The following is a 23,998-nucleotide window of genomic DNA, read 5'->3' on the forward strand; positions in this document are numbered from 1 at the left end:
ACGCGCTATGCGCAACTGACGGATGCCGAACGAAAGCAAATTGCGAGCCCTCGTGCGAACGTGATTTTGGATGCGCGCTTTCGTGCGTTTAAAGGAAAGCAACATTTAAAGGAATACTTTCTTAAGGCACTCGGAAACTTTGAAATGCTAGTGGCTGGATTTGTTGCCAAGGATGCGCTCTCCGATGGATTCGTTGGCTTGTGCAACTCATGTCACACCAAAAGGGCGTTCGGTACGGTCTATACAAAGCTGGCTAGTGGGATTATCAAATTTGCAGTGACCAAGGGACTGGATAAGCTTCCTCTTGAAAAGTGGCCGGTCGATTTGGGCGAGCAATTTCGACGTTGGCTCGATACCACCCCAAATGTGGGCGATTCGCCATATCACCCCAATACTGCCAGAAAGTATTATCACATTGTCCCTAGTTTGCTCGCGGCCATTTCAAATGGCGCAGCACAAAAGAGCAAATTGCCTGATTTTGATGCATTCCCTAATGCGTACTCGGGTGCAGAAAAGGCAACAAAAACGACGCAAGCGCTTGGGCTCTCCTTCCTTTTGAAGGTGCTAATCGCGGCCAGGTCTGAATTTATTGAACTCAGCCGCAAGCGTGCATATGCGAATGAACTATTGTCAGGAGCCCCGATGCTTCCTCTCGACGGAGCAAAAGGGAGCAAGAGGTGGCCGACATTGGGGGCTGTAATTTGGGCCTTACACCTGAAGTTTGGAAAGAGTGGCATGCCGCTCTTTGCTGAAATCCAGAAATTCGACAAAACCCTATCCGATGCAATTTCCGGAAAGCACGGGGGATGGCGCAATGTTTCGTTGTATTTCCAGCCCACGGCGGAAGCATTGATTCCGCCATTGTTGTTGCTCTACATATATGCGCACGCAAACACTGAACCATTGAGGGCGCTCAAAATCAAGAATATTGAAAGCTTTGACTTGCTCAAGACCGCAAGGATGGCACTCCGTTTTGACAAGAATCGCGCGGGGCCATATAGCAGGAGCTTCGCCGTTGATGCCACGGACCCAGCGTCGCCCAGTTCAATTGTTAAATTGATGTCCGAATGGACGTCAATGATTAGAAAGCAAGCAGGACCTTTCAAGGACCATCTGTTCATTTTTCCGACTAAGGATGGAGAAATCAAACCGTTTAATACGGCGGAGGACGTTGGGAATTCTTCTGACTCGACATGGAGTCACCATCTTAAAGAATTCGCGTCGCGCAATGGATTACCCCTGTTCACAGTTTCGGAGCTGCGCCAAACTTCTATTGACTTTGGCTGGCAAATCTCCGACGACGATATTCGAGAGATGCTTGCTTTGAAGGGCGGAAAGTCCGAGGTGGTTGCGCGCCTCCACTATCAGAGCGACCTCATGAAGGTGCGTGGGCAGTACACGATTGGGCTACTGCAGAACGGGAGGATTCGCGAGGCGCGCACTGGTGGAAAGTCCACTCATAGACGTGCGCCGAAGGACGAGGACCGAGGTGCGGCGACTCCTGGATGCATTTGTGTTGACCCGATGGACTCACCTATTCCAGGGCAGCGGAAGGACGAACTGTGTGTGGCGTTTGGTCGCTGTCCAGGATGCCCTCATGGGTCGCCAAATCTGCGCTTACCTTATTCCCTGGCAAGGATGCTTCAGCTTCGCGACGAGTTGCAGAAAGCGAAGGTGTATTTGTCAATTGAGCGTTGGAACGGTGTCTATTTCAATGTTGAGGCAGTGGTAAAGAAATGGCTGCTCTTATATGGCGACGACATTTGGGTTGAAGCCGAGAAGATGCATCTTCCGCCGATTGGAATACTGGAATGAATATGCAACTGAAAGCAAATGCTGTAGAGGCTTTTGTCCCCGAGAATTTCGACGAGTCAAATCCTATTGACTTAGCAGACCGGACGTATTCGTTCTGGGGCAACAAGCGCTGGCGATTCCGTTCTCCAAATCCTGCTAGTAGAGACATCATTCTCGATTGGTGCTTTTCACTCCCCGATGGAAGTTTTTCCACCGACGTTCAGCATATTTCACTGCTGGAGGGTTTCAAGACCATGACTTGGGGGATGGTTACTAATGAACTCTTCGGAAAATCGCTGCACGTTCATTCCTTGGGCCCAATCATGGTGGGCAATCGAGAGCTGTTCCGTTGGATGGTCTGGACGCGCCGGTCGTGTTTTTCTGAATTGACTCCTGCTGTGCAGGATGACTATCTATCCGCTCTGCAGGATATTCTTACCGACAGACAGGCTTTCTATCCAGGGTACGAAGCAGAGGGCTACGGCTGGGGCTTTCATACCGAGGAGCAAACGACGGATTCATTAACCACAGGGGAATCAGGGGACGATGAGTACTTAAGCGAAGAAGATGTTGATGGAGTGGAGTCTGGTCAAAATTCAGAACTGTCCGAAGAGGCTGCAGAAGACGATGGTTACACCTACGGTCAGCTGAGCAATCGCGTCCGCACACTGTATTTTCTGCACGCTCAGCGGTCATTATTGGAAAGCCGGCGGATTAGGACCTTTCATCGTCGACCATTTGGCGACCAAACTTACGGCGAAGTAACGGCGAAGGTTGTTCCTCACGTCATTAACCGCATTCCAGCACTCCCAGAGTTCGTGGCAATCCCACTGCTGAATACCGTGGTCGATTGGATTGAGAACAAGGGGCCCATACTTGCCGCTGCCCACCAGAGCTATCACGCAGCATGCGCGCACGGAGACATGCGGCTGAAACGCAAAGCAATCAAGGAAATCTGCGCGGCGGGCTTTGACAACGGGAGCCTGAGCAAAATACCTTGGGGAGAACGAGGCGATGCCCAGTGGCAGGACGTCCCTGACGCGCACCGGGTCAGGCTTTCTGCGCTGATGTTCCGTGATGCGTGCGTACTAGCCCTCCAATATCTCGTCGGCCTGCGAATTTCGGAGGTGTGCTCCGCAACTGCCGAACGCCTGAAGAATAAGGGGCTGCCATCGTGCATCCATAAACGGGAAACTCCCGATGGACTCTTCGACTTATTTTTCTTCGAGGGGCAAATATATAAGGACAACCGAACACCGTTCCCGAGGGACTGGGTAATAGGTGCGGTGCCTCGAGGCTCCAAAAAGTTGCCTATTTGTGCGCAGGCACTTGCGCACCTGCATACCATTTGGTCCCCGCTATACGCGGAGGCAAAAGGAAACCCGCTTTTCTTGCATTTCTCGAATCCTCATAGCATGCCACGAGACGCAGATGGGGTTGTGGCCGCCAAGGGCCCGACTTTGCAGCGAGGTATCCGTCGCTTTGTACGGTGCTGGGTGGACTTGTCAAACCTTCCCGATTTCGATGTGCATGGCAACGACCTTCGCCGTTACCGCACATCGCGAGGTCAGTGTATTCGCGGACATCAAGGTAGGAAAACTTTTGCCGAATATATCCTTCAAGCCCGGGAGTCTGCCGCGGAGGCTCTGACCAGTCATTATGGTCATCTTAATAAGGTAATTCTATTTCGTGGCTACTTCGAGCCCTTGCAGCGTCAAAAGTCTGACGTTGAGAATATGCGGCTTCAGGCGACTATCAACTATTTTGTCGCTGGTGCGGATGGCCGTTCTTACTTCGGTAACATTGCTAGTGCGGTACAAGCCTTTTATAAGGAGCATGGTTTGACCGGTATTAAGGACCTTGAAGTGCTTCGTGCCAAAGTTGCGGACATTGTGGTAGCGCACGGCATTCGTATTTTCTTCGGAGCTCATGGCAATTGCTTGATATCAGTCCGACCGATGGAATCTAGATGCAGGGAAGCATCGGGTGGTGCGTCTTGGTGGTTCCAGGCTCCTGACTATATTAGTCAAAACGTCTCAATGTGTACCGGCTGCGGTTGCTTCGCGGCTGACAGTGCCCATTTGCCTTATTGGCGGAATCGAATGGCAAGCTACGAGGCTGCGGCGCAAGACCCCACAAATCGAGTCGCAGTTATCCGATTCGAAACCAGCAAGATTATTGTCAAGGCTATCGAAAGAATATGAGCAATCCTCTCGACGACGCGAAGTCTCTCATCGACCTGTTTACGCCCAGCGATGAGCGGGAGGAGCGGGTGGCTGCCGAACTTCGAAAGCTTGTTGATGCGATGAGCTACACCGAAAGCGCGAAGCTTGTCGAAGGTCCGAAAATTACTATTGCGGAGGTCGCGCGGAAGGCCGAGTTGTCGCGGAATCTAATTAACAGCGAGAAGTGCGAACTTCCAGGTGCCCGGGCGTTGATAGTCACCGTGTGGAAGGTCCTTGCCGACCATAATCTTGAAATCCGATGCTTGTATTTAATGTCGGAGAACAGTCGGTTGCAGCGGCTGGTTGATTATCACGTGGCGGAAACCGCTGGTCTCGTCTTGAAGCTAGGGGGCGTTGTTAGCTCAGCAAGTTCCGCAAAGGCGACGCCCAAGAAGGGCTCCGCGACACCAGAACAAATGATGTCTGGTGCTGATATTTTGCCCATGGGCGTCATTTCTGTTGCAGGCAGGCAACGCGAGTAGATAAATTTTCGCTTTTAGGCTTTGCGCTCTTGAAGCTTAGATTTTGAAGATGGGATACGCCGATGCTTTTATTAAAAGAGCGCGAGGCCCGGAATTGCTTTTAGAAATCTATACACCTAGTGGAGTATTCGTTACCAAAATAATGCTATTGGATGGGTTGCTGCTGCCAACCATGGTCGATTTGCATGTCCGTGGAGTCGACCTTGCGTTGCGCCCTACGGCAATCCCTTTGTGCCTGAAATATGAAGGGGGCGGCCGGGTGCAATGCGACTGAAGTCTTTGGGGCAGTAGCCAGCCTCAGGGAAGCGTTAGAACAACGACTGCTGCGAGTCTTCGAGTCGCGAAGGCCTTACGAACTGGCTCGTATCAACAGGTGCTGTAGCGGAGCGCTTCAGACCGTATTTCGAGCACGCGCGCGAAAACCTTTGCGATAGCAGTTGGGCGTAAGGTCCCGACCCCTTCATGCGCGTGAAGAAGTTGGAGTCGTAGTCTTTGCCACCTCGAGCCTGGGAAATCAGGCTCATGACGTGCTTGGCGCGGAGCGGGAAGTGGCCCTCTAGCCACTGTACAAAGAGGTCTAGTACCTCCCTCGGCAATCGCAACAGAATCATGCTTGCGTAGGTCGCCCCAGCCTCTGCAGAGGCTTTCAGGATGCGTTCCAGCTCCACGTCGTTGATTGTTGGAATCATCGGTGAAGCAAACACAGACACCGGGATGCCTGCCCTCGACATCTTCCCTATTGCTCTCAAACGACTCTCTGGACTGCTTGCCCTTGGGTCCATGATGCGTGCAAGGCTCGGCTCTAGAGTGGCAAGTGAAACATTGACTCTGCAGAGACCTCTTTCAGCGGCAGGTGCGAGCAAGTCGATGTCTCGCGTGACAAGGGCATTCTTCGTCGTAACACTGAACGGAACACGGCGCCGCGTCAGAACTTCAACTATCGCGCGCGTGATTTCCAGCTTGCGCTCGATGGGCTGGTACGGGTCTGTGTTCGCGCCGAGCGCAATCAACGCGGGTTCATAGGTCGAGCTATCGAGTTCCTTCTCGAGTAGCTCTGCGGCGTTCATCTTGGCGAAGACCTTGGTCTCAAAGTCGATGCCCGGGGAAAGTCCAACGTATGCGTGAGTCGGTCGGGCATAGCAGTAAACGCAACCGTGCTCGCACCCCTGAAATGGGTTGATGGACTGCTCGAATGGGATGTCCGGCGAGTTGTTCCTGCTGATGACTTTCTTCGCGCGGCTATGGAAAACTTCCGTTCTGATTGGAAGAGGCTCATCTTCGGATTCGTCTAATCCTTCAGGTCGATGCGAGTTGTCGACCTCTCGCGTCCAATGCTCGAAACGCGACCTCGCGTTGCTGCCTGCACCTCTCCCTTTGTGGAAGGTGACGGGCACCTCGGGGATGAGTTCTTCGTCCATATTGGTCCAACATCGGTCGATGTCGCCTATGCACCGATTGCTTGATGACTGTATGAATATACAGTATTGTTGTGAGTCCTTCCAGCCATGTTGAAGTGCCTCGTTTTCGTGACGCTTCGTGTACCAGTAGCATCGCCCCATGCGTTCCGTTACCTGCAACTATTGCGGGAAGCCTGCTGAGCTTGTCCCGGGGCGTACCGTCTATCCGCACCGAACAGACCTGCACGAGGTCTGGTTCTGGCGCTGCGCGCCTTGTGACGCTCAGGTTGGGTGCCATAGAGCTGGCGCGCGGGTCAACGTCGGAGAGGATGTTCTGGTCGATAGCGACGGAACATTGCCCTTAGGGCGCCTTGCGAATGCACCACTTCGCTCAGCACGTCTTCGCGCCCACGACCTTTTCGAGAGACTGTGGCGCGAGGGACGGATGACGCGCACGCAGGCCTACGGCTGGATGGCTGCGGTGTTGGGTATTCATCCCGACTCGGCACGCTTTGCGTTGCTTGAGGCCGACCAATGTTGGGCGCTGGTCGATGCTATCGAAGCTTTGATACATGACGCGCCGACACTAGCGGGCAAAGTAGCTGAGGCTACTCAGCCTGACTTGGCCCCTAGCATCGAAGAGTCGCCCGACGACCGGCGAGTCGCGATTGCTCCCGATTGGCTGGCGAGAGCAGGTCTTCGATTCGAAGTCCAAGACGACGGTGAGCATCTCGTCATCGCAACACGCGGAACCGTTATCGACTTCTGGCCGCGGACCCAAGTCTGGAAGGCTCGGGGTGCCGACCTTGAACGGCAAGGCCTTCATCCGCTCATCATGTATTGCAAGGGAGCATGAGCCGGCTTGCGAGAGAGGGCTTACCTCGAACTACGGAGCACATCCGTAATTTACGAAGTCCTGCGTAGCGCGGCGTAATTTCGGGCGCCGTGGGCGCGACAAGCAGGCGCTGGCGATAGCTGACCACCATGCCTGTTTGCGCTGACCAGGCTGCCGGTCATGACTTCAACCAACCACTGCGGTGCAGCGGTTGCTGTCGGTCGCAGGCACCAGGTCAAGCGACTGGACTTCGCCACAAGCAGGTACTGGCGGATGCCAGCTTTGCGGCGGGTTGTCCCCTCGGTTCTGATTGGAAATCGAGCGGAATGAGAATCCATCGAACTACAGCCCACTCCGCCGCCAACCTTCAGAACGTGGGTGTAGCTCATGGTTGTTGCGACGTCGGCATGACCTAGCAGGTCCTGAACGGTTCGGATGCTGCATCGGCGCTTGTGCTGATGACAGGGCTTTGATTCAGAGGGAGCATGGCAAACAAGCACGGTCCAGATGGCCGGCGTAGCCGCGCCCAGGGAGGGTCTCATGCTCAAGAAGCCGAGAACGGAAGCTCAGATTCTCGAAGACATCAGGACGCTCGCGACGTCATCAGGTTACGTGCACGCTATTGCGAACATCTGCCATCGCGACAGCTTCATTGCCTTCAGAGAAAAGCTGAAACCGGAGGACATGGAAAAACTCTTCAGAGGCAATCGCCTCATCCGCACCGAGGTCAACACGTTGCTTGGGCTGATGGTGACGGCACCGGTCTTGCTCGAGGAGCCAGCACCGGATGTACTCAAGAAGTACGTCGAGCAGACAGATGAGTTGATGGAGGAGCTCCACAACGCGATGTCGTATCCGATGTTTGCGTCGCTTCTTCAAGCCGCCACTGGCCAAGCAACCTCGGATGTGCCAGAGCTTGGGCAGGGTCAGATGCTGCGGGAGCCAATCTTCTACGGTGGCGAGTCGGCCTATAGCTTCCAGTACCGCGACCTGCTGACTGAGAAGTACGCGGCTGACGACGACTGGCTGCGAGAGAACAAGGGCTTCACCTCGACTCAGGCGCAGGCGATAGCTCACGCAATGTCCAAACTCATGGACGAGAAGTCGACCGTCCTCCACGCTGAATCAAGGCGTAGTGGAAAGTCGCCTTCCACATGGCTATCGACGTTTGAGCTCTCCCCAGCCGAAATCGCCCATCGAAGTGGCCAGTCGCACGCCGTGGTTGACGCGCTTTTAGACGCGCTCACTTTCAGCGGGGAGAACGAGGGCTTCCGAGAGGTTGGGGACTACAACGCGCTTACGGGAACCCCGCTTATACCGACAGGAAGAGGGACTGTTCTGTTGCTCCAGCAGTACGCGATATACGAGGCCCTATATGAGTCGCCATTCTTCTGGATGCTCGCTGACGAGGCCTACTGGCCAACTGCAAGAGACAACCGCGGCGCGTTCATCGAGAAGTACTCTGCTCGCCGTCTCGCGTGCGTCTTCGGCCCGAAGCATGTTCACACGAACGTTGACATCAAGCGCGGCAAGAAGACGGTCGGCGAAGCCGACGCGCTCGTCGTCTTCGGCGACAGGCTCATCATCGTTCAGTGCAAGGCCAAGAAGCTGACCATTGCTGCGCGCAAAGGCAACGATGGACAGCTGAGAAAGGACTTTGCCGAAGCCATCCAGGCTGCCTATGACCAGGGGTGGAAATGCGCGAACGAGCTAGTCGCAGGGGAGTGCCGACTTGAAGACGCGAGGGGTGCGGAGGTCCCGTTGCCGCCGTCGATGAAGGAAATCCACGTGTTCACAATGCTGGCCGAGCACTATCCAGCGCTGGCATTTCAAGCTCGCCAGTTCCTGAATTACCAAAGGACCGACGTCATTCGGGCTCCGTTCATCATGGACGTGTTCTTGCTCGACACGATGACGGAGATGCTTGCTACACCTCTTCGACTACTGAGCTACGCACAGTTGCGGACGTCCGCGCACGAGGAGATAACGCTCGCCCACGAACTCACGGCGCTGGCGTACCACCTACGTCGCAACCTTTGGCTCAGTGGCGAGTACGACGCGGTTCATCTCGACGACTCCATCAACGTCGACCTCGACACGGCGATGACGGTCCGTCGGGAAGGCATCCAGGGAGACCGGACCCCCCCCGGCATCCTCACGAAGCTGGCGGGAACCTACTACGAGCGCTTGATTCGCACGATTGAGGACCGACCTGAAGCGGCGACGCTGGAGTTTGGGCTCGCCCTGCTGACGATGAGCGAGAACTCCGCCAGAAACGTGCACCGTGGCCTCGAAACGCTCGTACGCATGGCGCGGTACGACAGAAAGCGCCACGACTTCACGCTGCTAACGCAAGGCGCCGCGGGGGGCTTCACATTCCACTGCAACCCTGTGCCTTCCCTGGAGGCGGTCGCCGCGCTCGAGAGCTACTGCCATAGGCGCAAGTACGCGGAACGAACGAACCAATGGTTTGGCGTATCAGTCGACACCGACGGCGACGTGCAGTTTGGCATCACGCTCGACTCTCCATGGGAGCAGTCCGACGAGATGGACAAGGCGACGGCCGGCATGAGAAGGAAGGCGCCACAGAAGGCTTCAGCGGTGCTTCCTCAGATGGTCAGCGACGCGCGACAGTTGAAGGTCGGAAGAAATTCTCCCTGCCCCTGCGGGAGCGGCATGAAGTACAAGCGCTGCTGCCAGACCTAGACCCCAGATGAGAGCCTTGAGAGGAGCCAACTGGTCCCTACGATGACCGATGTTCTTTGCGACCCGCAAAGCGAGCTCCACCGACACCGAGACAACATGTCGAGAACCTTCTATGACCTGCCGACTAGACTGCCTAGCAGCGAGTCGGAACCCCTATTCCGAGGGCACAGCCTTCCGAACTCGAAACCCCTGAACTGGACGGACCTGTTGAGTTCCCGACGGGTGCTCATCGTCTCCGAGGCGGGTGCTGGCAAGAGCTACGAGTGCGAACACAAGGCTGAAGAGCTGGCCGGGCAAGGTCTGCCGGCGTTCTTCCTGAGGCTCGAAGAGCTACACGGTCGTCCGACATCGGAAATCCTCATGGAGCCGGAGCTGGGACGCTTCAAGACGTGGCTTGCGTCAGATGGCGAAGAGGCGTTCTTCTTCCTCGACTCCATCGACGAACTGCAGTTGCAGCGCGGCAGCCTGGAGAGGGCGCTCAAGCGGCTCGCCAGCGAGGTGGGCGGCGCCTCGCAGCGCATGACCGTTGTCGTGACCTCGCGGCCCGTGGAGTTTGACCGCGAGACCTTCCGTCGTTGCCTCCCGGTCACGGAAGTTGTTTCGGCGCTGAGTGAGGAAGAATTTGCCGAGTTTGCCACCAGCCGGAATGGAAACAAGCGCGCGACCAAGAAGGCTCTGCCGCCTGGGTTCCGGGAAGTGGCGCTCGCGCCACTGAGCGACGAGGAGATTCGAGACTTCGCGAAGCTCCTCAAGGTCGGGAACCCAGATGCCCTGCTCGAGGCAGTAAAACAGCGCAATGCTGAGGACTTCGCCCGACGCCCACAGGACCTCATAGAGTTGTGCGATGACTGGATACGGCACGGCGAGATTCGCGCTCACGCGCACCAAGTTCGTAGCCACGTCGCTGTCCGCCTGACCCAACAGGCGAATCGAGATGAGAAGGTGCACCTGTCGCTCGATGCGTGTCATGCCGGTGCAAAAAGGCTCGCGCTGGCGGTGGCGCTGACCAAGCGCCTGGCAATACGGTTTGGGGTTGCTTCAGATGCAGTAGGCGGCGACTCGCCGGTCGATGCACGAAAGGTCCTGACCGACTGGCCTCAGCCTAGCATCGAGACGCTGCTTCAGCGGCCGCTCTTCGGCTTCGGCGGCTTCGGCCGAGTGCGCTTCCAACACCGCTCAACCTTCGAATACCTAGCCGCATCGCAGTTGTTCGACCTGCTGCAAGCCGGGGCACTCTCACTACGGGCGCTCAAGCGCGTTCTGTCCTCAAAGGCTCTCTCAGGTGAGGTAGTGCTCCGCCCGTCAGTGGCGCCCATCGCGGCATGGCTAGCCTTGAAGGACGCGCGAGTCTTTGAGCTCCTCCTCGAGGTCGAGCCAAGCGTGCTCTTGGTTCACGGAGACCCAGAGTCGCTCCTGCCTGTCCAACGGTCGAGGGCGCTGGAAGCGTATGTCGAGCGATACGGCACCGGTACGTGGCGTGGACTGGAAGTACCCGCTTTGCAGGTCAAGCGCCTTGCCAGTGAGGACCTTTGTGAGGCTATCAACAGGCTCTGGAACGCAGGGATTGAGAATGAAGAAGTCGGCGAAGTACTTCTGAGACTGGTGAGCGCCGGTCGACTCAAAGGCTGCCAAGCGCTGGCGTACAAGGTTGCCACTGACACCACATGCAGCGACGGCCTGCGGTTCGAAGCCTTCCTGGCTCTCGGCGAACTCAATGACGCGCGACTTGAGAGTGCTCTTGGAGACGTCGTCGCGAGCGGTCCGCCGCAGATGGTTCGCTGGTTCTTGAGTAGCCTCTATCCAGCTTCGATGTCGACCCAGGTCTTTATCGCCGCAATTGGGCGGCTTGCGCAGCAGACCGCCCCTGCGATTGATGTCGACGGGCCTGCTTCCCGTGCCGTGCGAGACCGGACTGCATCCGCCGATGAGCTCCGGAAAATTCTGCCTTCGGTTGTAGCGCTGGTGCGTGCCGCCAAGCGCCGCTTTGCAGGCGACTATGAGGGCAACGACGAGGTGCCCATGCACAGAACCTTGCAGGCGCTCGCAGCGAGGTTAGTCGGGAACACCGACTTGGACAGCGAGCTGCTCGATGCCTGTTCCCTTTCGCTCGCTGCCACTCCGTGGTCTCTAAAGGCCAACGAGGAGCAAGAGGTCGTCAGGGGCTACATGGCCCAACTCGACTCCACCTCGCGACGGCGCGCGTTCGAGTCCGACATCCGCATCAGGCAAGAGCTTCAGGTGGTTCCTCGGAGCCAGCTCATCGGCCAACTTTTGCTAGAGGGCCTGCTACGGCTGAATGCTGGACAGGACGGCGCCTGGCTCGCAGAAACGGTGATTGATAGGAGCGCGCGCGATGACGTTCGCTCCGTTGCCATCACCTTCTTTGTTCGCCTCTGGGCTGTTGACCAGCTCGACGACGAGGCACTATCGGCGCTGCGTAGCTCTCTTGCGGACCAAGACGCGTGGTTGCAAGAGCTCGACCGAGCGGTGGCAGCGACGGAGCCCAGTGCAGAAATACTGGCTATGGAGGCGCGGCAACGACAGTACGAAATCGAGGCGTCGAAGCGTGCACATCGAGAGCGAACCGTCTGGAGGAAATTCCGCGAAGCACTCCTGGCTGCTCCCATAGAAGCCATGGCAGATGAGGCCAGGGCAACCACTCTCCACCGCCTAAACGAGCTGCTCGATGCCGAGCGTCGAGCAGGCTACGGCGGCCGATGGAATCGGCCCATGTTGGAGCGACTCTTCGGCAAAGAGACTGTCGACAAGATTCACCATGAACTCTGCAAAGTCTGGCGGTGCGGCTGGCCCTCGACTCGTAGTGAGCGGCCGGTTGTTGACAAGAACCACCACCGTCGCGCCTGGGAGACTGGCTTGATGTCGCTGGACGCGACTGCGGAAGACCCAGAGTGGGCGAAGAATCTATCCGCTACGGACGCTGAACGCGCCTTCCGATTTGCGCTTACCCAGTCGCATCAACTTGCCCCTTGGCTCGCCGACGCAATCGCGGCCCACCCGGGCGTGTGGGCGACCTTGGTAGTGCGAGAGGTGCTCTCCGAACTCGGGGAACGGCTGCCTGAGCACGGGAGCGGGTCGTTGATTCTTCTCGGGCTCCGCTATGCAAGTCCCGAAGTCGGCCTGCCTGTACTTCGCCCGCTATTGGACTGGTTCGTACCCGCCTCGCGGAAGTCTGTCCGCTTCCCGATGAATGCGGGCGTCTTTGAACGTTTCGACGCCGCGATTCAGCTTCTCCTGCAACATGGGTTACCTGAGCTCAGGCGGGAGTTGGCGGCTGAGATATCAACCCGAATTCCAACCACTGCGCAGACGCCGTTTCTGGACTTCTGGCTACCTGTTTTCGCTCGTGTCGACCCTGCCGCAGCGGTGGACCATCTGGTGAAGCTCTGTCAGGGATTGCCGGTCGAGCAAGAGGGGGTAGCGGTCCATCTGATTGCGTCAACGTTCCCGTCACGAAACTCCGATTCGGCGTATGGAGTTCGGCTGAACGAACTCCCTGCGGAGCAGCTTCTGACTCTTGCGTTGTTGGTTGCGGAGCATGTCCTCGTCCGGCACGACCTGCGTCATGAGGGCGTGTACTCGCCCAAAGCCCGAGACGTCGCTGAGGACGCGCGGCGAGACTGCCTTAACGCCCTTTTTTCACGCGGTGGGCAGGAAGGTTTGCGAATCAAGAACCAGCTCGCACAGAGTCCGCTCTTCGCCGACATGCGTGACCGAGTTTTGCACCTCGCGCGTGAGGGGTTGGCAGCTGACCTTGACATGCTGAACCCGGATGACGATGAGGTCGCGAAGCTCTTCAAGGCTGTGCCGGAAGAGTTCACTCCTACGTCAATGTCAGAACTTGGGCAGCTTCTCGAAGACCGTCTAGATGACCTTCAAGACTCGATGTTGAGCGACGCCGGACATCGCGCGGTCTGGGCTGAGGTTCAAGTTGAAAACGCTCTACGTTCCTCCATTGCGCGAGAGCTGCTTCTGGCAGCGAAGGGTGCGTACACGGTGGACCAAGAGTCGGTCACGGTCGACAATAAGGAAAGAGATATTCGTCTCCAAACAACGTCTAACCTGCAGGCGACCATTGAGCTGAAGGTCGGCGAGAAGGACCGTTCGGCTCGTGACCTGCGGGCCACCATCGGAGAGCAACTGGTGGACAAGTACATGATGGCGAAGGAGGCGCAGGTTGGATGTCTGGTCGTCAGCGTTGCCAATCCGGAGAGAACGTGGGTTCACCCCGACACAAACGAAGACCTGGACCGGTTCGGATTGCAAGCGCTCCTGGAGGCAGAGGCCCGCGCGCAGCAGGAAAGGCTGGGTGGCGTGGCGCGCGTGATGGCTAGAGTGCTCGACCTAACACCGCGCCTTGCTTCTGAGAAAGTTGCTAAGCAAGCAAAAGCGAAAGCGAAAGCGAAAGCGAAAGCGAAAGGTGTCGAGACGGCATCTAAGAAGGCCACGCCGAAGGCGGCGGCAAAGAAGTCAGTGTCCTAACTGAACTGACGTGACGTCACTGTCGGCTTTCCAAACTTCGCCCTTACGGGGAGCGGCCTTCGACGGCTTCGATTCCATCGGTGACTGCTTTCGACAGTGCCATGACTAGCAGCGCGAGGTTGGGCGTCAATGTATGAGACTACGAAAGTCGGCCTTTGCTCGGTAGCATTGATGCCTTGTGTCGTTCTGCGAGGTCCCAGTACTTGGCAAACAATTCTTCCGCTTGAGCAACCTGATGTTTGAACTCTTCAAGAGTTAGGTAGATGGACTTGTCAGGTTGGTCCGGCGTCATATCAAATTCGAGTGGGACAAAGGCAAGCAATGGGACTTTCGTGAAGGGCGGCCCGCCCGGCGATTCTTGAAGCTTGCCCGGAACGCCCCAGCGGCCATGAGCGTAGTCATTTCGAATCGCACGAACTTTATGGGCTGTTGCGAACCAGTCTTGGAAGTCCTCTAGTGCTTGCGTTCCAGCTGGGGAGTACAGCTCAACAACCAATTCCTCGAGCTTGTCGAGTCGCTCGCCCAATCGAGCTTGCCGAGGCTTCAATAGGTCAGAGACATCGCGCCCGCCGTAGGGTCCCATCCAGTTCAGTTGCAATCCGATGTTGAAATCAAAGGAAGCGAGCGCATGGACCAGCCTCCCCAGGAGGCGATGAAACTCATCGCGGAAGGGGTCGTTCGATTCAGGAGGCATGCCTTTGCGTTGGACCATGTTGCTTGGTCTTGGCCTATGCGCTATGCGGCCAACTGATGCTCGTAGTAGGGGGTGTCGCGGTCGTCCAGCAAGGCATAGAGCGACTTGAGGTCCTTCGAGTCTGGCTGCAGCCATGGCAGCATGTTTTCAGGCTTCAGTGGGACGATGCACCGGTCGTGCCCCGCATCGGCGACTTCTGTCGGCGGCTCATCGGTAATGAAGGCGAAGCTCCATAAGTCTGGCTGGCCAGGCGAAGCCCAGTGTGAGTACAAGCAGGCGACGAGCATGTCGTGTGCTGGTCGCGGCTTGAACTCGAGAATCAAGTTCTCCACGGCCTCTCCTTCGCGGAGCTCTCGATGCTCGGCCTTGTGCCGCGGCACGTTCTCATAAAACGCACTTACGAGTGCCACACCATGGGTGCGGCCGAACTGCCCTTTCCAAAAGCCTTCAAGGTTGTCCCTTCGAGCATTGAACGTGCCCGGGTACTTCGTGTCGTAGAACTCTGGCTTTCCTGCAGGGCGGCATTGATAGCGCATCGGTCTTACAACCAGGCGACCTTCTTCGAACACCATCACCGGAACGAAGTGCTTGGGGAACATCCGGAAGTCGGATTCCCGCAGGTCCGTCCTGTCGAGATTTTTTAGCTTCGCCAGCGCACGGTCGACCTTGGTGGTCGCAATGCGTTTGCTATCAAGCGCAGCTTTAGTCTCCTTAAGAGCAAGTTTGCGCTCAGCCTCAGTGAGCCTAGTTCGCTGCGCAAAGATTTCTTCCTGCAGGCGTTTGTGCTCCGCTTGTCGGAACTCGTCGATGAGCCTTTTGACCTTGCGCTCATCGTCGCTCTGCGGATTGTCGAAGGCGCTCTCCATTGCACGCGGCACGGTGATGGGGTCACCCTGCGCCCTTCGATAGAAGGTCTCGTAGAACTCTTTGATGTCAATCTCAGCGCCGAAGTCGCGTACGTAGGTACGGTAGTCGGCCCAGACTTGAGCTGAGTAGCACATGCGTTTCCATTCAATCCGACAACGTTCGAATCTGTCTCAGACGCCCAGGCGCTTGTGTTCGCTGGAGCCCCTAGTCTCCCCAGGATGCGAGTTCTTTGAGGCTTCAGTTGCAGCAATGTCTCGGTTGGAGGCACTGACGCAATTGCTCAGCCACCACTAGAGTACAGCTCACGCCGCGCCCTGTTCAAGCTCCCGGGGCAGGTCAATTCTCTTGAAGTCCTCCCCGAGGAAGCCAAACTTCCTAGTGAAAAGCGATGCGATGCGCGCGTCCGCCGTAGCAAAGAAAATTTGTCGCTTCGAGTGAACGGCCATGTCGCGGAGGTAGTCCAAGAACGACAAGGTATTCAAATCGTCTACGTGCGCAACCGGGTCATCAATCAAGACCACCGGGGGTGCGTTTGTCGCCGTTCGATTGAGAGCTAAAAACACCGATAGCGCGAACGCCGCACGTTGGCCTGTGCTTACTCTGTCTAACGACCATGTCTCCTGAGTGGTTCGTGACCTGAGAAGCTCATCCCCGTGGCCTACATACTCGTATTCATTCGGCGAATGAATCCGCTCGAAGGCTCCGTTGATTTCCTCGCCAATTGCATCTAGCGACTTTGTCGTCGCACGGTCCAACGACAACTCGGTCGCAAGGCTCGTCAACGCCTCCGCCGCGGCACGGAAGTTCATATGACGCAGCAGCAAACTCCGAACTGCCTCGTCTTGCTCAGCTATGCTTTCGGTTAGGACGGAAATTTCGGTGGCGCCATTGAGCTCATGGTTCGCGGCCTGCACTGCGTCATCAAGGGCGCGCAATGAACCAGCAATTGACGCTTGAACATCACTCAGCATCACATCGTTGGCAATGACGAGCTGGGAGGTGAGCGCATCTGCATTCTTGTTCAAAGTCAGCAGCTCTTGGCGCAGCGCAGAAATCGTTAGAAAGCTGTTCCCGACGGCAACTCTGGTATCCCAAGAAGAAGAAAACAGGGGAGAGACCAACGATGCAAGTTGCAATGTGTTTGCGGTCAACGCTTCATGCAGCTGTGGAAGTTGTTCGAGAGCCGACGCAGAAGCTCGTTTGTACGCCTGTATGTGATGCTCGATGGTGGCGGCGTCATAGGGGTTCTGATTGACGGGGATTTCAGCAGACACCGCGTTCAACAAGAGGTCGTGCTCGACCTCGGTCAGACCAAGCTTCTCGAGCTCCAGCCATTGCTCTTTGGCTAATGAAAGGTCCAGGTTCGCCTGATGGAGCTCTGTGCGTAAGCGGTTTAACGTGAACAAAACATCTTGGCAAAGCGAGGTCTGCGGCAGGTTGAGCTGAATCGCAATTTGCTGAAGTCTTTCGAGGAAATCATGCCAAGCGACCCAGCTTTGCTGATTGCGTTTCGCGTCTGTCAATTGCTGCGCAACCGCAGCTAACTCTATCGGCTGCCCAAGGTCTGTGGTGATGCTGTCGATATGACGCGCCAAAACCTCGGCGGCGTGCTTCGTCTTACAAACTGGACAGACATCTGTTGCCGTTCCATCAGCCATTGCAGCCCTAACCGCAGCCGTCAACTCTTGTGCAATTCGCGCTCGATTCGCAGCCACCTGGCCAAACGAAGCGCTCATCTGCTCCAGCGAACTAACTTGGCGTTTCGCCGCATTGACGTTCTCAGCTACTGTTTGGATAGCATCGACCATGCGCATCTGCGCGTAGGTGATGTCAATGGACGGAAGGTCAGTGGTCGCGTAGATTCCGAGCTGCCCTGAGGCTTGGTCAACCCGTGATTTGCATTGAAGGTAGGCCGACCTCAATGTCGCGAACCGACTCCCGACGTAGACGCCCCATCGTTCGAAGTGACCGGCGGCGTTTTCGTAGCCTTGAATCTTTTCCTCAAGGTCCTTAGTACGTTCCGCTAGCGATTTGCGAGCCTCTTCTATTGTCTGGGCGGCGTCGAAGGCCCGTTCGACTTCATTCGTTCGCTCCGCGAGCGAATGCAGGCTTTCGAGACCTGGTCCCGCGGCAAGGAGGGTTTGGATGCGCTCGAGCGCGACCTGCAACGGTTTTCCTTCTTCAGCTGATGCAAAGGGAGCCGCTGCCTGGCCAGCCCTCCAGCCCATTGACGACAGCGAGGCCCTGAAAGCCTCGGTCAACGACTTTGCATTGGAGGGCCGCTCTTGCAACTCCTTCAGCTTCGTCCTTAGGTCCTGGAGTTGGCTTTGAGCTTGCTCGAGTCGGACCAAAGAACGGTCCCTTGCTGTTTCTACTTCGGGCGTTAGCTTTCCGATATAGGCCCAGACATTCGACGCTTCAGGGCCCACGATGAGGCGACTAAGGTCCTCCGGAAGTGCTTTGGGGTCCAACTCCGCAGTGACGCGGAAGGCAGCATCTGTATCGAGAAAATTGAATCGGTCAAATCCGTTGAGGAGACCGGCGGCATTCCGCTCCTCGCGGTTGTACCACTTCAGGCACCTTGCTCTTAGGCGACTGGCGTCAGTCGTTGATGCCATTTCGGATGAGGCCCCACGGAGCGTGCCAAACACCTTGCTAGCAACGTACCCTGGCCTACGGTTCTGTCCGCAGTAGAAATACTCGATGGCCTCGAGTAGCGAAGTCTTGCCTGTTCCGTTCGGACCAGTAATCAAAGTAACCTGACCGAAGTCAAACGGCGCCTTCCCGTCGTGGACAGGTCGAAAACTCTCGATTCTTAGGCGCGCAAGCCACTTTGTGTCGAGGGATGCATCGGACTGATGAAGCGTGAGAGCCTTTCGACTTGCCGCAGCACGACGCGCCTTACCTGCCCCAATCTGGTCGATGAGTGTGGTGCGCGTGGGGCAGTCGAGGACTGCATCGAGGGCCGCATCAGAAAGTTTGAGCCTCCATTCGGCCAAGATGTCGAACTCTTGAACGTTGCGGCTTGAAGTGAAGTAGCTAGCAGCGCCGAGCGCTGAAGCAAGTTCGGACTCAGAGACGACGCGCTTTCGAGCGTACTCCTCATCTGCTTCAATCGCGATTTTCGCTGCCTCAAAGCCCTCTTGCTGCAGCGATTGTGGTCCTGCCACGATGTAGATGTATTTGTTCCACCTCAGGTCGCCAGGCGAGGCAAAGAATCCCTCCCCAAGGATTCGTTCTTGAAACGCGCGAAGCTTCTTCGCACGACCGACGACGTCATCTGCAAAGTCGACGTACGCAACAGCAAATGTCTTGTCGCCGTATCGGCGCTCGCCACGAACAACAGCGTCGTCAAGCTCTTCAATGCCGCCTAACAGGTCGGCCACTTTGTTTCGTGCAGATTCGAGTAGTTGCATGCTTAGCCTCTGGCGATTGACGTGGGACTGCCAGCGTCGTCCGTGAAGTGCGCCAACTGCGTGATGGTCGCGAACTCAGGTCCGTTCAATGTCATGTAGCAGACCGCCAGCCGGTGGCGATGTTTCGAATCTTTCTCTTTGCGAAGAAGTTCATAGGCGGCGTCCGACGTGTTCTTTATTTGGTCCGGAAGCGGGTTGAATCCAAGAAAGGACACAAGTGCAGGCTCATGGCCGTCCTTCACAATGTTGGTGTTCGGAGACTTCTTGGACCATCTGATGCGAGCTCCGCCCCCCTGAAGGTCGCGAATTGATAGAGGCAGCAATGCGCTGTTCGCCAGAATGTGGTGGAGTGCAGCAACGTTTTTCACACGGTCATATCGCGTTTTCCGGGCTTGTTCATCACGCTCTAGACAGACCGTCACTCGTTGAGGAATTTCGTCATCTCCGATGCGAAGCGAAGGAAGTTCTGCCGCTGCGTACCAGTCCTCCTTTCCCGTGTGTAGCCCGCAGCTGAGTGCGACTGCCCGCTCGACTTTGAGGCGACTTTCTTCCCCTTTGAGTTCGGCAAATGCCGCCTCGACCTGTTCGTCGCAAGCAAAGAGCTGCGCAAGTCCGGTGTCAGCGCAATCTGCGTGCTCGACCCAGGCCGCTGCATTTGCATCCCAGACAAAACGAGAGTCCAAGGCTGGACCGGTTGGATTTGCATGCAGCTGCAGACCCGTGTGTTCGACCTTCGGGACCGTTAGCTCAAAGGCGGCTGGAGCATTGTGAAAATGCAAGACATGCCGGTCTCTTCGATGCTTCGAGTAGTAGAGCCCCTTTTTCTCATTGCTCTCAACTTCGGCATCATCCGAGGAGCATCGGTCATGCGGCAGGTACCACGCGGAACCTGTCTCGTTGTTCCAGTCATCGCCTTTCCCATTTGCATGGCCCTTGAAGACCATGTTCTCCGCCCAGTTGAGGCAGACGATGTCGCAGTTGCTTGAGCGAAGGTGCCGCCTGAAAGTCTCGACTCGATACTTCAGATAGTCGACATTCCGGGGCTTCTTGTTCAGCTGGATGTGTAGCAGCGTCGCCTTCTCCGTCAGCGCCAGCAAGACGTCATTATTCTCAGCAATTGCAAAGGCGTCAGAACAAATGATGGTCGAAAGCGATAGGCGGTCCTTTGGCCCCTTGAACTGGTATATGTACTTTCCCTTGCGAAGCAGCTTGTTCTCGAAGTAGTGCTCATCCTTTGATGAGATAGTCTTGAACTGAATCAGGACAACGCGCCGCTCGTCTCCGCTTTGCTTTTCCTTAGCAATGAAGCAATACGCCACAGGGTCGAAGTACGTTCCTTGCTTCGGTGCTTCGTCATCCTCTTCGAAGAAAACATCGCACTTGCCGGTTTGGAGTGCCCGTTCCTTGAACTCGCGTAGTTGGTTGGGAGTCATGCTTTCGCAGCCAAGCACCCACAGAGCATCGGCGGCCGGAAAGGTTTCGCCCTCGACGCATCTGAGCAACGTTTTGATGGGGAGGTAGTACTCAGGGGTGACGACCAAATGGTGTCCCCCCTTCTTGGCCATCACGAGAAGCTGGGTCGCCTGCTGGTCGGCAAAGTCAAGGTCCAACGGACCGATTCGCGTTTCGTCGCCCAGAAATGGGCCAGCGGGCTGCATCAGCAATGCGCGGTAGCTTTCCTCCGTCGGCATCAGAGCTTCGAGCGTCGGATTTGTGAGCCCTCGGATTTCAAGATAGTCACGGACGTCGACGATGTTCTCGACATTCATCTCGCTAGGCCCCCCTTATGGCGCCGGGAATTGATTTCTTGTGGACAAATCGTATCAGCCAGATTTCGCTGGACATTCATATTTGAGCGCTGCTACGCCTGTCTTCGCCGTGAAGCGAACACCCTTCCTTGTTGCAGCATGAATCGAGCTGAATTCGCCTGAGCATGTCTGAAAACGATTCGCGAGGGTCCTAATGAAAGTCCCGACTGGGCAGCGTCAATCCTCCCAGCATTTCCGTTAGGTCCTTGGCGTGCCCAACGATGATGTTGCGGACTTCGCCCTCGCGCTGCCAACGTCCCTTGACCGCAAGCAACCTAGCTTCAAGAATTTCTCTACGTTGCTTTTCCAGCACATCGCGCCAGACCACAAGCTGCACATCGCCCGTCTCGTCCTCAAGACTGATGAAGGTAACGCCACTCGCGGTCTCAGGTTGCTGGCGCACAGTCACCATGCCGGCGTAGCGAACCGCCCTGCCATCGGGGAGGTCGTGCAGGTCTGCTGAGGTGCTGAGCTTCATCTCGGCTAGCTTGTCGCGAATCAACGCGAGTGGGTGGCTGCGCAGTGAGAGCCCCAAAGCCGCGTGGTCCCACGCCACTTCCTCTGCCTCAGGCGCCGCCTCTAGCTCCAGGTACTCCTCCTCAATGCGGCCTTCGCGTAGTAACTCAGGTGTTCCCGTCCAACCTGCTGCATCCCAGACCTGTTGCCGCCGATGTCCGGAAAGCGCTGCGAGCGCATCCGCAGCTGCTAGCTGACGCATGTCCTGCGGGGCCAGTCCCGCCCGACGGGCGAGGTCCTCGGTATCGTCGAATGGCGCGTTCTCTCTTGCCGCAATCAATCTCGTGACCGCATCGCCCTTCAGCCCATCGACCAAACGGAATCCGAGTCTTACCGCCGGCATCTCTTCGCCCTCGACATCCTCAAGGTTAGAGTCGCTGAAGCTGGTCATTACGTCGACAGGACGAACTTCAACCCCGTGAGCTATTGCGTCCCGCACCAGTTGCCTCGGGCTGTAGAAGCCGAGCGGCTGAGAGTTCAGCATTGCGCAAAGAAACTCGGCCGGGTGGTGGCACTTCAGCCAGCAGGAGGCGTAGACCAAGAGCGCAAAGCTGGCGGCGTGCGATTCAGGGAAGCCATACGAGCTGAAGCCTTTGACCTGCTCAAAGATGCCCTGCGCGAACTCAAGCGTGTACCCGTTCGAAGTAAGGCCACCGATGAGCCGCTCTTCGTACTTCCCGAGTCCGCCTTTGCGTTTCCAAGCCGCCATCGCGCGGCGCAGACCATCCGCCTCGTCTGGGGTGAAGCCAGCCGCGAGGATTGCAATCTGCATGCATTGTTCTTGGAAGACCGGCACGCCCAGCGTCCGTCCAAGCGCCTCTTTGAGTGCCGCGCTTGGGTAGGTGACTGGCGCTTTGCCTTGGCGGCGCTCCAAGTACGGGTGCACGGCACCACCTTGGATAGGGCCTGGCCTCACCAGCGCCACCTCAACCACCAGGTCGTAGAAGCATCTTGGTTGCAGGCGCGGCAGCATCTGGCGTTGGGCTCGAGATTCGATTTGGAAGACGCCCACCGTGTCCGCCTGACAAATCATGTCGTAAGTGACTGTGTCTTCGGCCGGGATGTCTTGCATCTCCATCTCGAAGCCTTGGCGGCCGCCGATGAGGTCTAGCGTCTTGCGGATTGCCGTCAGCATCCCGAGGGCCAACACGTCGACTTTAAGCAGACCCAGAGCGTCGATGTCGTCCTTGTCCCACTGGATGACGGTACGGTCTTCCATTGAAGCATTCTCGATTGGCACGATGCGGCTCAAGGGGCCCTTTGTCAGCACGAAGCCGCCGCTGTGCTGGCTCAAGTGCCGCGGCATTCCGATGAGCTGCCCGGTGAGGGTCAGAAGTTGCTGGACGGCCAGTGAGTCTGCGTCGACGCCAATCTCGCTGAGGCGGTCTTTGTTGATGCCAAGGCCGTCAAACCATTGATGAGTTTGGGAAATGGCCTTGACCTGGTCGAGGCTGAAGCCCAGCGCCTTTCCGACGTCGGTGATTGCCCCTCGGGTCCGATACGTTGCCACTGCTGCAGTCAGGGCTGCACGCTTCCGACCGTATTTCCGATAGAGGAATTGGATGACTTCCTCTCGTCGCTCGTGTTCGAAGTCGACGTCGATATCGGGGGGCTCATTGCGTTCGCGGCTTATGAAGCGCTCGACCAGCACAACAGCCCGTGCTGGGTCGACCTCCGTGATGCCCAAGCAATAGCAGACCGCGCTATTGGCTGCGCTGCCGCGGCCCTGGCAAAGGATGCGCTGACTGCGAGCAAACGCGACGATGTCGTAGACCGTCAAGAAGTAGTGTTCGTATCGAAGGTCGCCAATCAACTCGAGCTCATGCTCAACTTGAGCCTGAACCTTTGCAGGGACGCCGGTGGGCCAACGGCGTCCGGCTCCCTCATAAGCCAACCGTCGCAGGTACGAGCTTGGGGTCTCGTCCTTCGGAACCACCTCGTCTGGGTACTGGTAGCGGAGCTCCTCCAGGGAGAAGTCACATCGGCTGGCTATAGCGAGCGTTTCGTGGAGCAAGGCTAGATGGCCGGCATACCGGTTAGCCAGACTGAGGCGGGAGCGCATACGGCGCTCGGCATTGCCTGCTAGCTCGGTGCCGCACTCGGTCAGCGGTTTGCACAGACGGATAGAAGTCATGACGTCGTGCAGCGGTTTTCTGGACCGCACATGCATCTGAACGTCACCGGTCGCGACCATCGGGATTGCTGTCAGCTCGCTAGCCTGAGCGATGCGCTCAAACACGACCTCGTCATCTATTAGCTTTAGCTGCTCGACGCCGAGCCAGGAGCGCCCCATGAAGTTGGTCAGCAGCCAGCGTGCGAGGCGATTGCATTCGTCCTGCGTGCTCTCCCGCGCTGGTATCGCAATTACCAGGCAGTCTTCCAAACGCTCGGAGCGAACGGCATCGACGTGAAGGCGATACGTTCCCTTAGGCGACTCGCGACGGAGGTTGGTGATGAACTCGCAGAGATTGCCGTAGCCGTTGTGATTGCATGCCAGTACAACTAAGGAGAACGGCGCGGTTGCCTCGACTTTGAACTGGCTTCCGATGATGAGCTTGAGGCCGACCTCCTTGGCCGCCGTATGTGCTCGGACGACGCCCGCCAGACTGCAGTAGTCCGTGAGCGCGAGTGCTTTGTAGCCAAGCTTCTTCGCTCGCTCGACCAACTCGTCGGGTCGACTTGCGCCGGTCAAGAAACTGAAATTGCTGATGCATCGCAGCTCAGCGTATGGAATCCTCAGTACTTCGTCCATCGCTGA

Annotated in this window: 12 protein-coding genes; 6 read left to right on the plus strand and 6 right to left on the minus strand. The window is 57.0% G+C overall.

Annotated features, from left to right (window positions below; genetic code table 11):
• The first annotated feature begins 60 nt into the window (after positions 1-60).
• Genes AC3WQY_RS01400 through AC3WQY_RS01410 form a run of 3 tightly spaced genes read left to right on the plus strand, consistent with a single transcriptional unit; the run spans position 61 to position 4,501 of the window.
• Entirely contained in the window at positions 61-1,815 is a 1,755-nt protein-coding gene (locus tag AC3WQY_RS01400; RefSeq protein WP_492705170.1) for a hypothetical protein, read from the plus strand.
• Positions 1,812-3,998 (plus strand): hypothetical protein, encoded by a 2,187-nt coding sequence (locus tag AC3WQY_RS01405; RefSeq protein ID WP_492705172.1) that lies wholly within the window; start codon positions 1,812-1,814, stop codon positions 3,996-3,998. Before AC3WQY_RS01400 ends, AC3WQY_RS01405 begins: the two co-directional genes overlap by 4 nt.
• Positions 3,995-4,501 (plus strand): hypothetical protein, encoded by a 507-nt coding sequence (locus AC3WQY_RS01410; RefSeq protein ID WP_492705174.1) that lies wholly within the window; start codon positions 3,995-3,997, stop codon positions 4,499-4,501. The genes AC3WQY_RS01405 and AC3WQY_RS01410 overlap by 4 nt, the downstream gene beginning before the upstream one ends.
• Before the next feature lie 308 nt (positions 4,502-4,809).
• Here the strand turns inward: AC3WQY_RS01410 and AC3WQY_RS01415 are convergent, their stop codons facing one another.
• Positions 4,810-5,919, minus strand: coding sequence for a PA0069 family radical SAM protein (locus tag AC3WQY_RS01415; protein WP_492705176.1), 1,110 nt, complete (start codon positions 5,917-5,919; stop codon positions 4,810-4,812).
• A 139-nt stretch (positions 5,920-6,058) separates the two neighbouring features.
• On the opposite strand from AC3WQY_RS01415, the gene AC3WQY_RS01420 reads away from it, so the two are divergent.
• From AC3WQY_RS01420 to AC3WQY_RS01430, 3 genes are all read left to right on the plus strand, one after another.
• Positions 6,059-6,754: a zinc-finger-containing protein gene (locus AC3WQY_RS01420; RefSeq protein WP_492705178.1), complete on the plus strand. Its 696-nt coding sequence runs from the start codon at positions 6,059-6,061 to the stop codon at positions 6,752-6,754.
• A 519-nt stretch (positions 6,755-7,273) separates the two neighbouring features.
• Entirely contained in the window at positions 7,274-9,439 is a 2,166-nt protein-coding gene (locus AC3WQY_RS01425) for an SEC-C metal-binding domain-containing protein (RefSeq protein ID WP_492705180.1), read from the plus strand.
• 222 nt (positions 9,440-9,661) lie between these two features.
• Positions 9,662-13,939 carry a hypothetical protein gene (locus tag AC3WQY_RS01430; protein WP_492705182.1) on the plus strand — a complete coding sequence of 1,426 codons (4,278 nt, stop codon included), beginning with the start codon at positions 9,662-9,664 and terminating at the stop codon, positions 13,937-13,939.
• 139 nt (positions 13,940-14,078) lie between these two features.
• Here AC3WQY_RS01430 and AC3WQY_RS01435 read toward each other — a convergent pair whose 3' ends face one another.
• The 5 genes from AC3WQY_RS01435 to AC3WQY_RS01455 all read right to left on the minus strand — a co-directional run bounded on the left by AC3WQY_RS01435 (position 14,079) and on the right by AC3WQY_RS01455 (position 23,992).
• Positions 14,079-14,651 (minus strand): hypothetical protein, encoded by a 573-nt coding sequence (locus AC3WQY_RS01435; RefSeq protein ID WP_492705184.1) that lies wholly within the window; start codon positions 14,649-14,651, stop codon positions 14,079-14,081.
• A 23-nt stretch (positions 14,652-14,674) separates the two neighbouring features.
• Positions 14,675-15,634: an SOS response-associated peptidase family protein gene (locus tag AC3WQY_RS01440; RefSeq protein WP_492705186.1), complete on the minus strand. Its 960-nt coding sequence runs from the start codon at positions 15,632-15,634 to the stop codon at positions 14,675-14,677.
• Positions 15,635-15,802: 168 nt separating this feature from the next.
• Positions 15,803-18,916, minus strand: coding sequence for an AAA family ATPase (locus AC3WQY_RS01445; RefSeq protein ID WP_492705188.1), 3,114 nt, complete (start codon positions 18,914-18,916; stop codon positions 15,803-15,805).
• Positions 18,917-18,918: 2 nt separating this feature from the next.
• On the minus strand, positions 18,919-20,685 hold the full coding sequence (locus AC3WQY_RS01450; RefSeq protein ID WP_492705190.1) for a hypothetical protein: 1,767 nt from the start codon (positions 20,683-20,685) through the stop codon (positions 18,919-18,921).
• Positions 20,686-20,875: 190 nt separating this feature from the next.
• Entirely contained in the window at positions 20,876-23,992 is a 3,117-nt protein-coding gene (locus AC3WQY_RS01455; RefSeq protein ID WP_492705192.1) for an error-prone DNA polymerase, read from the minus strand.
• Positions 23,993-23,998 lie beyond the last annotated feature (6 nt).

Source organism: Roseateles sp. FW301-B2 (assembly GCF_058788955.1).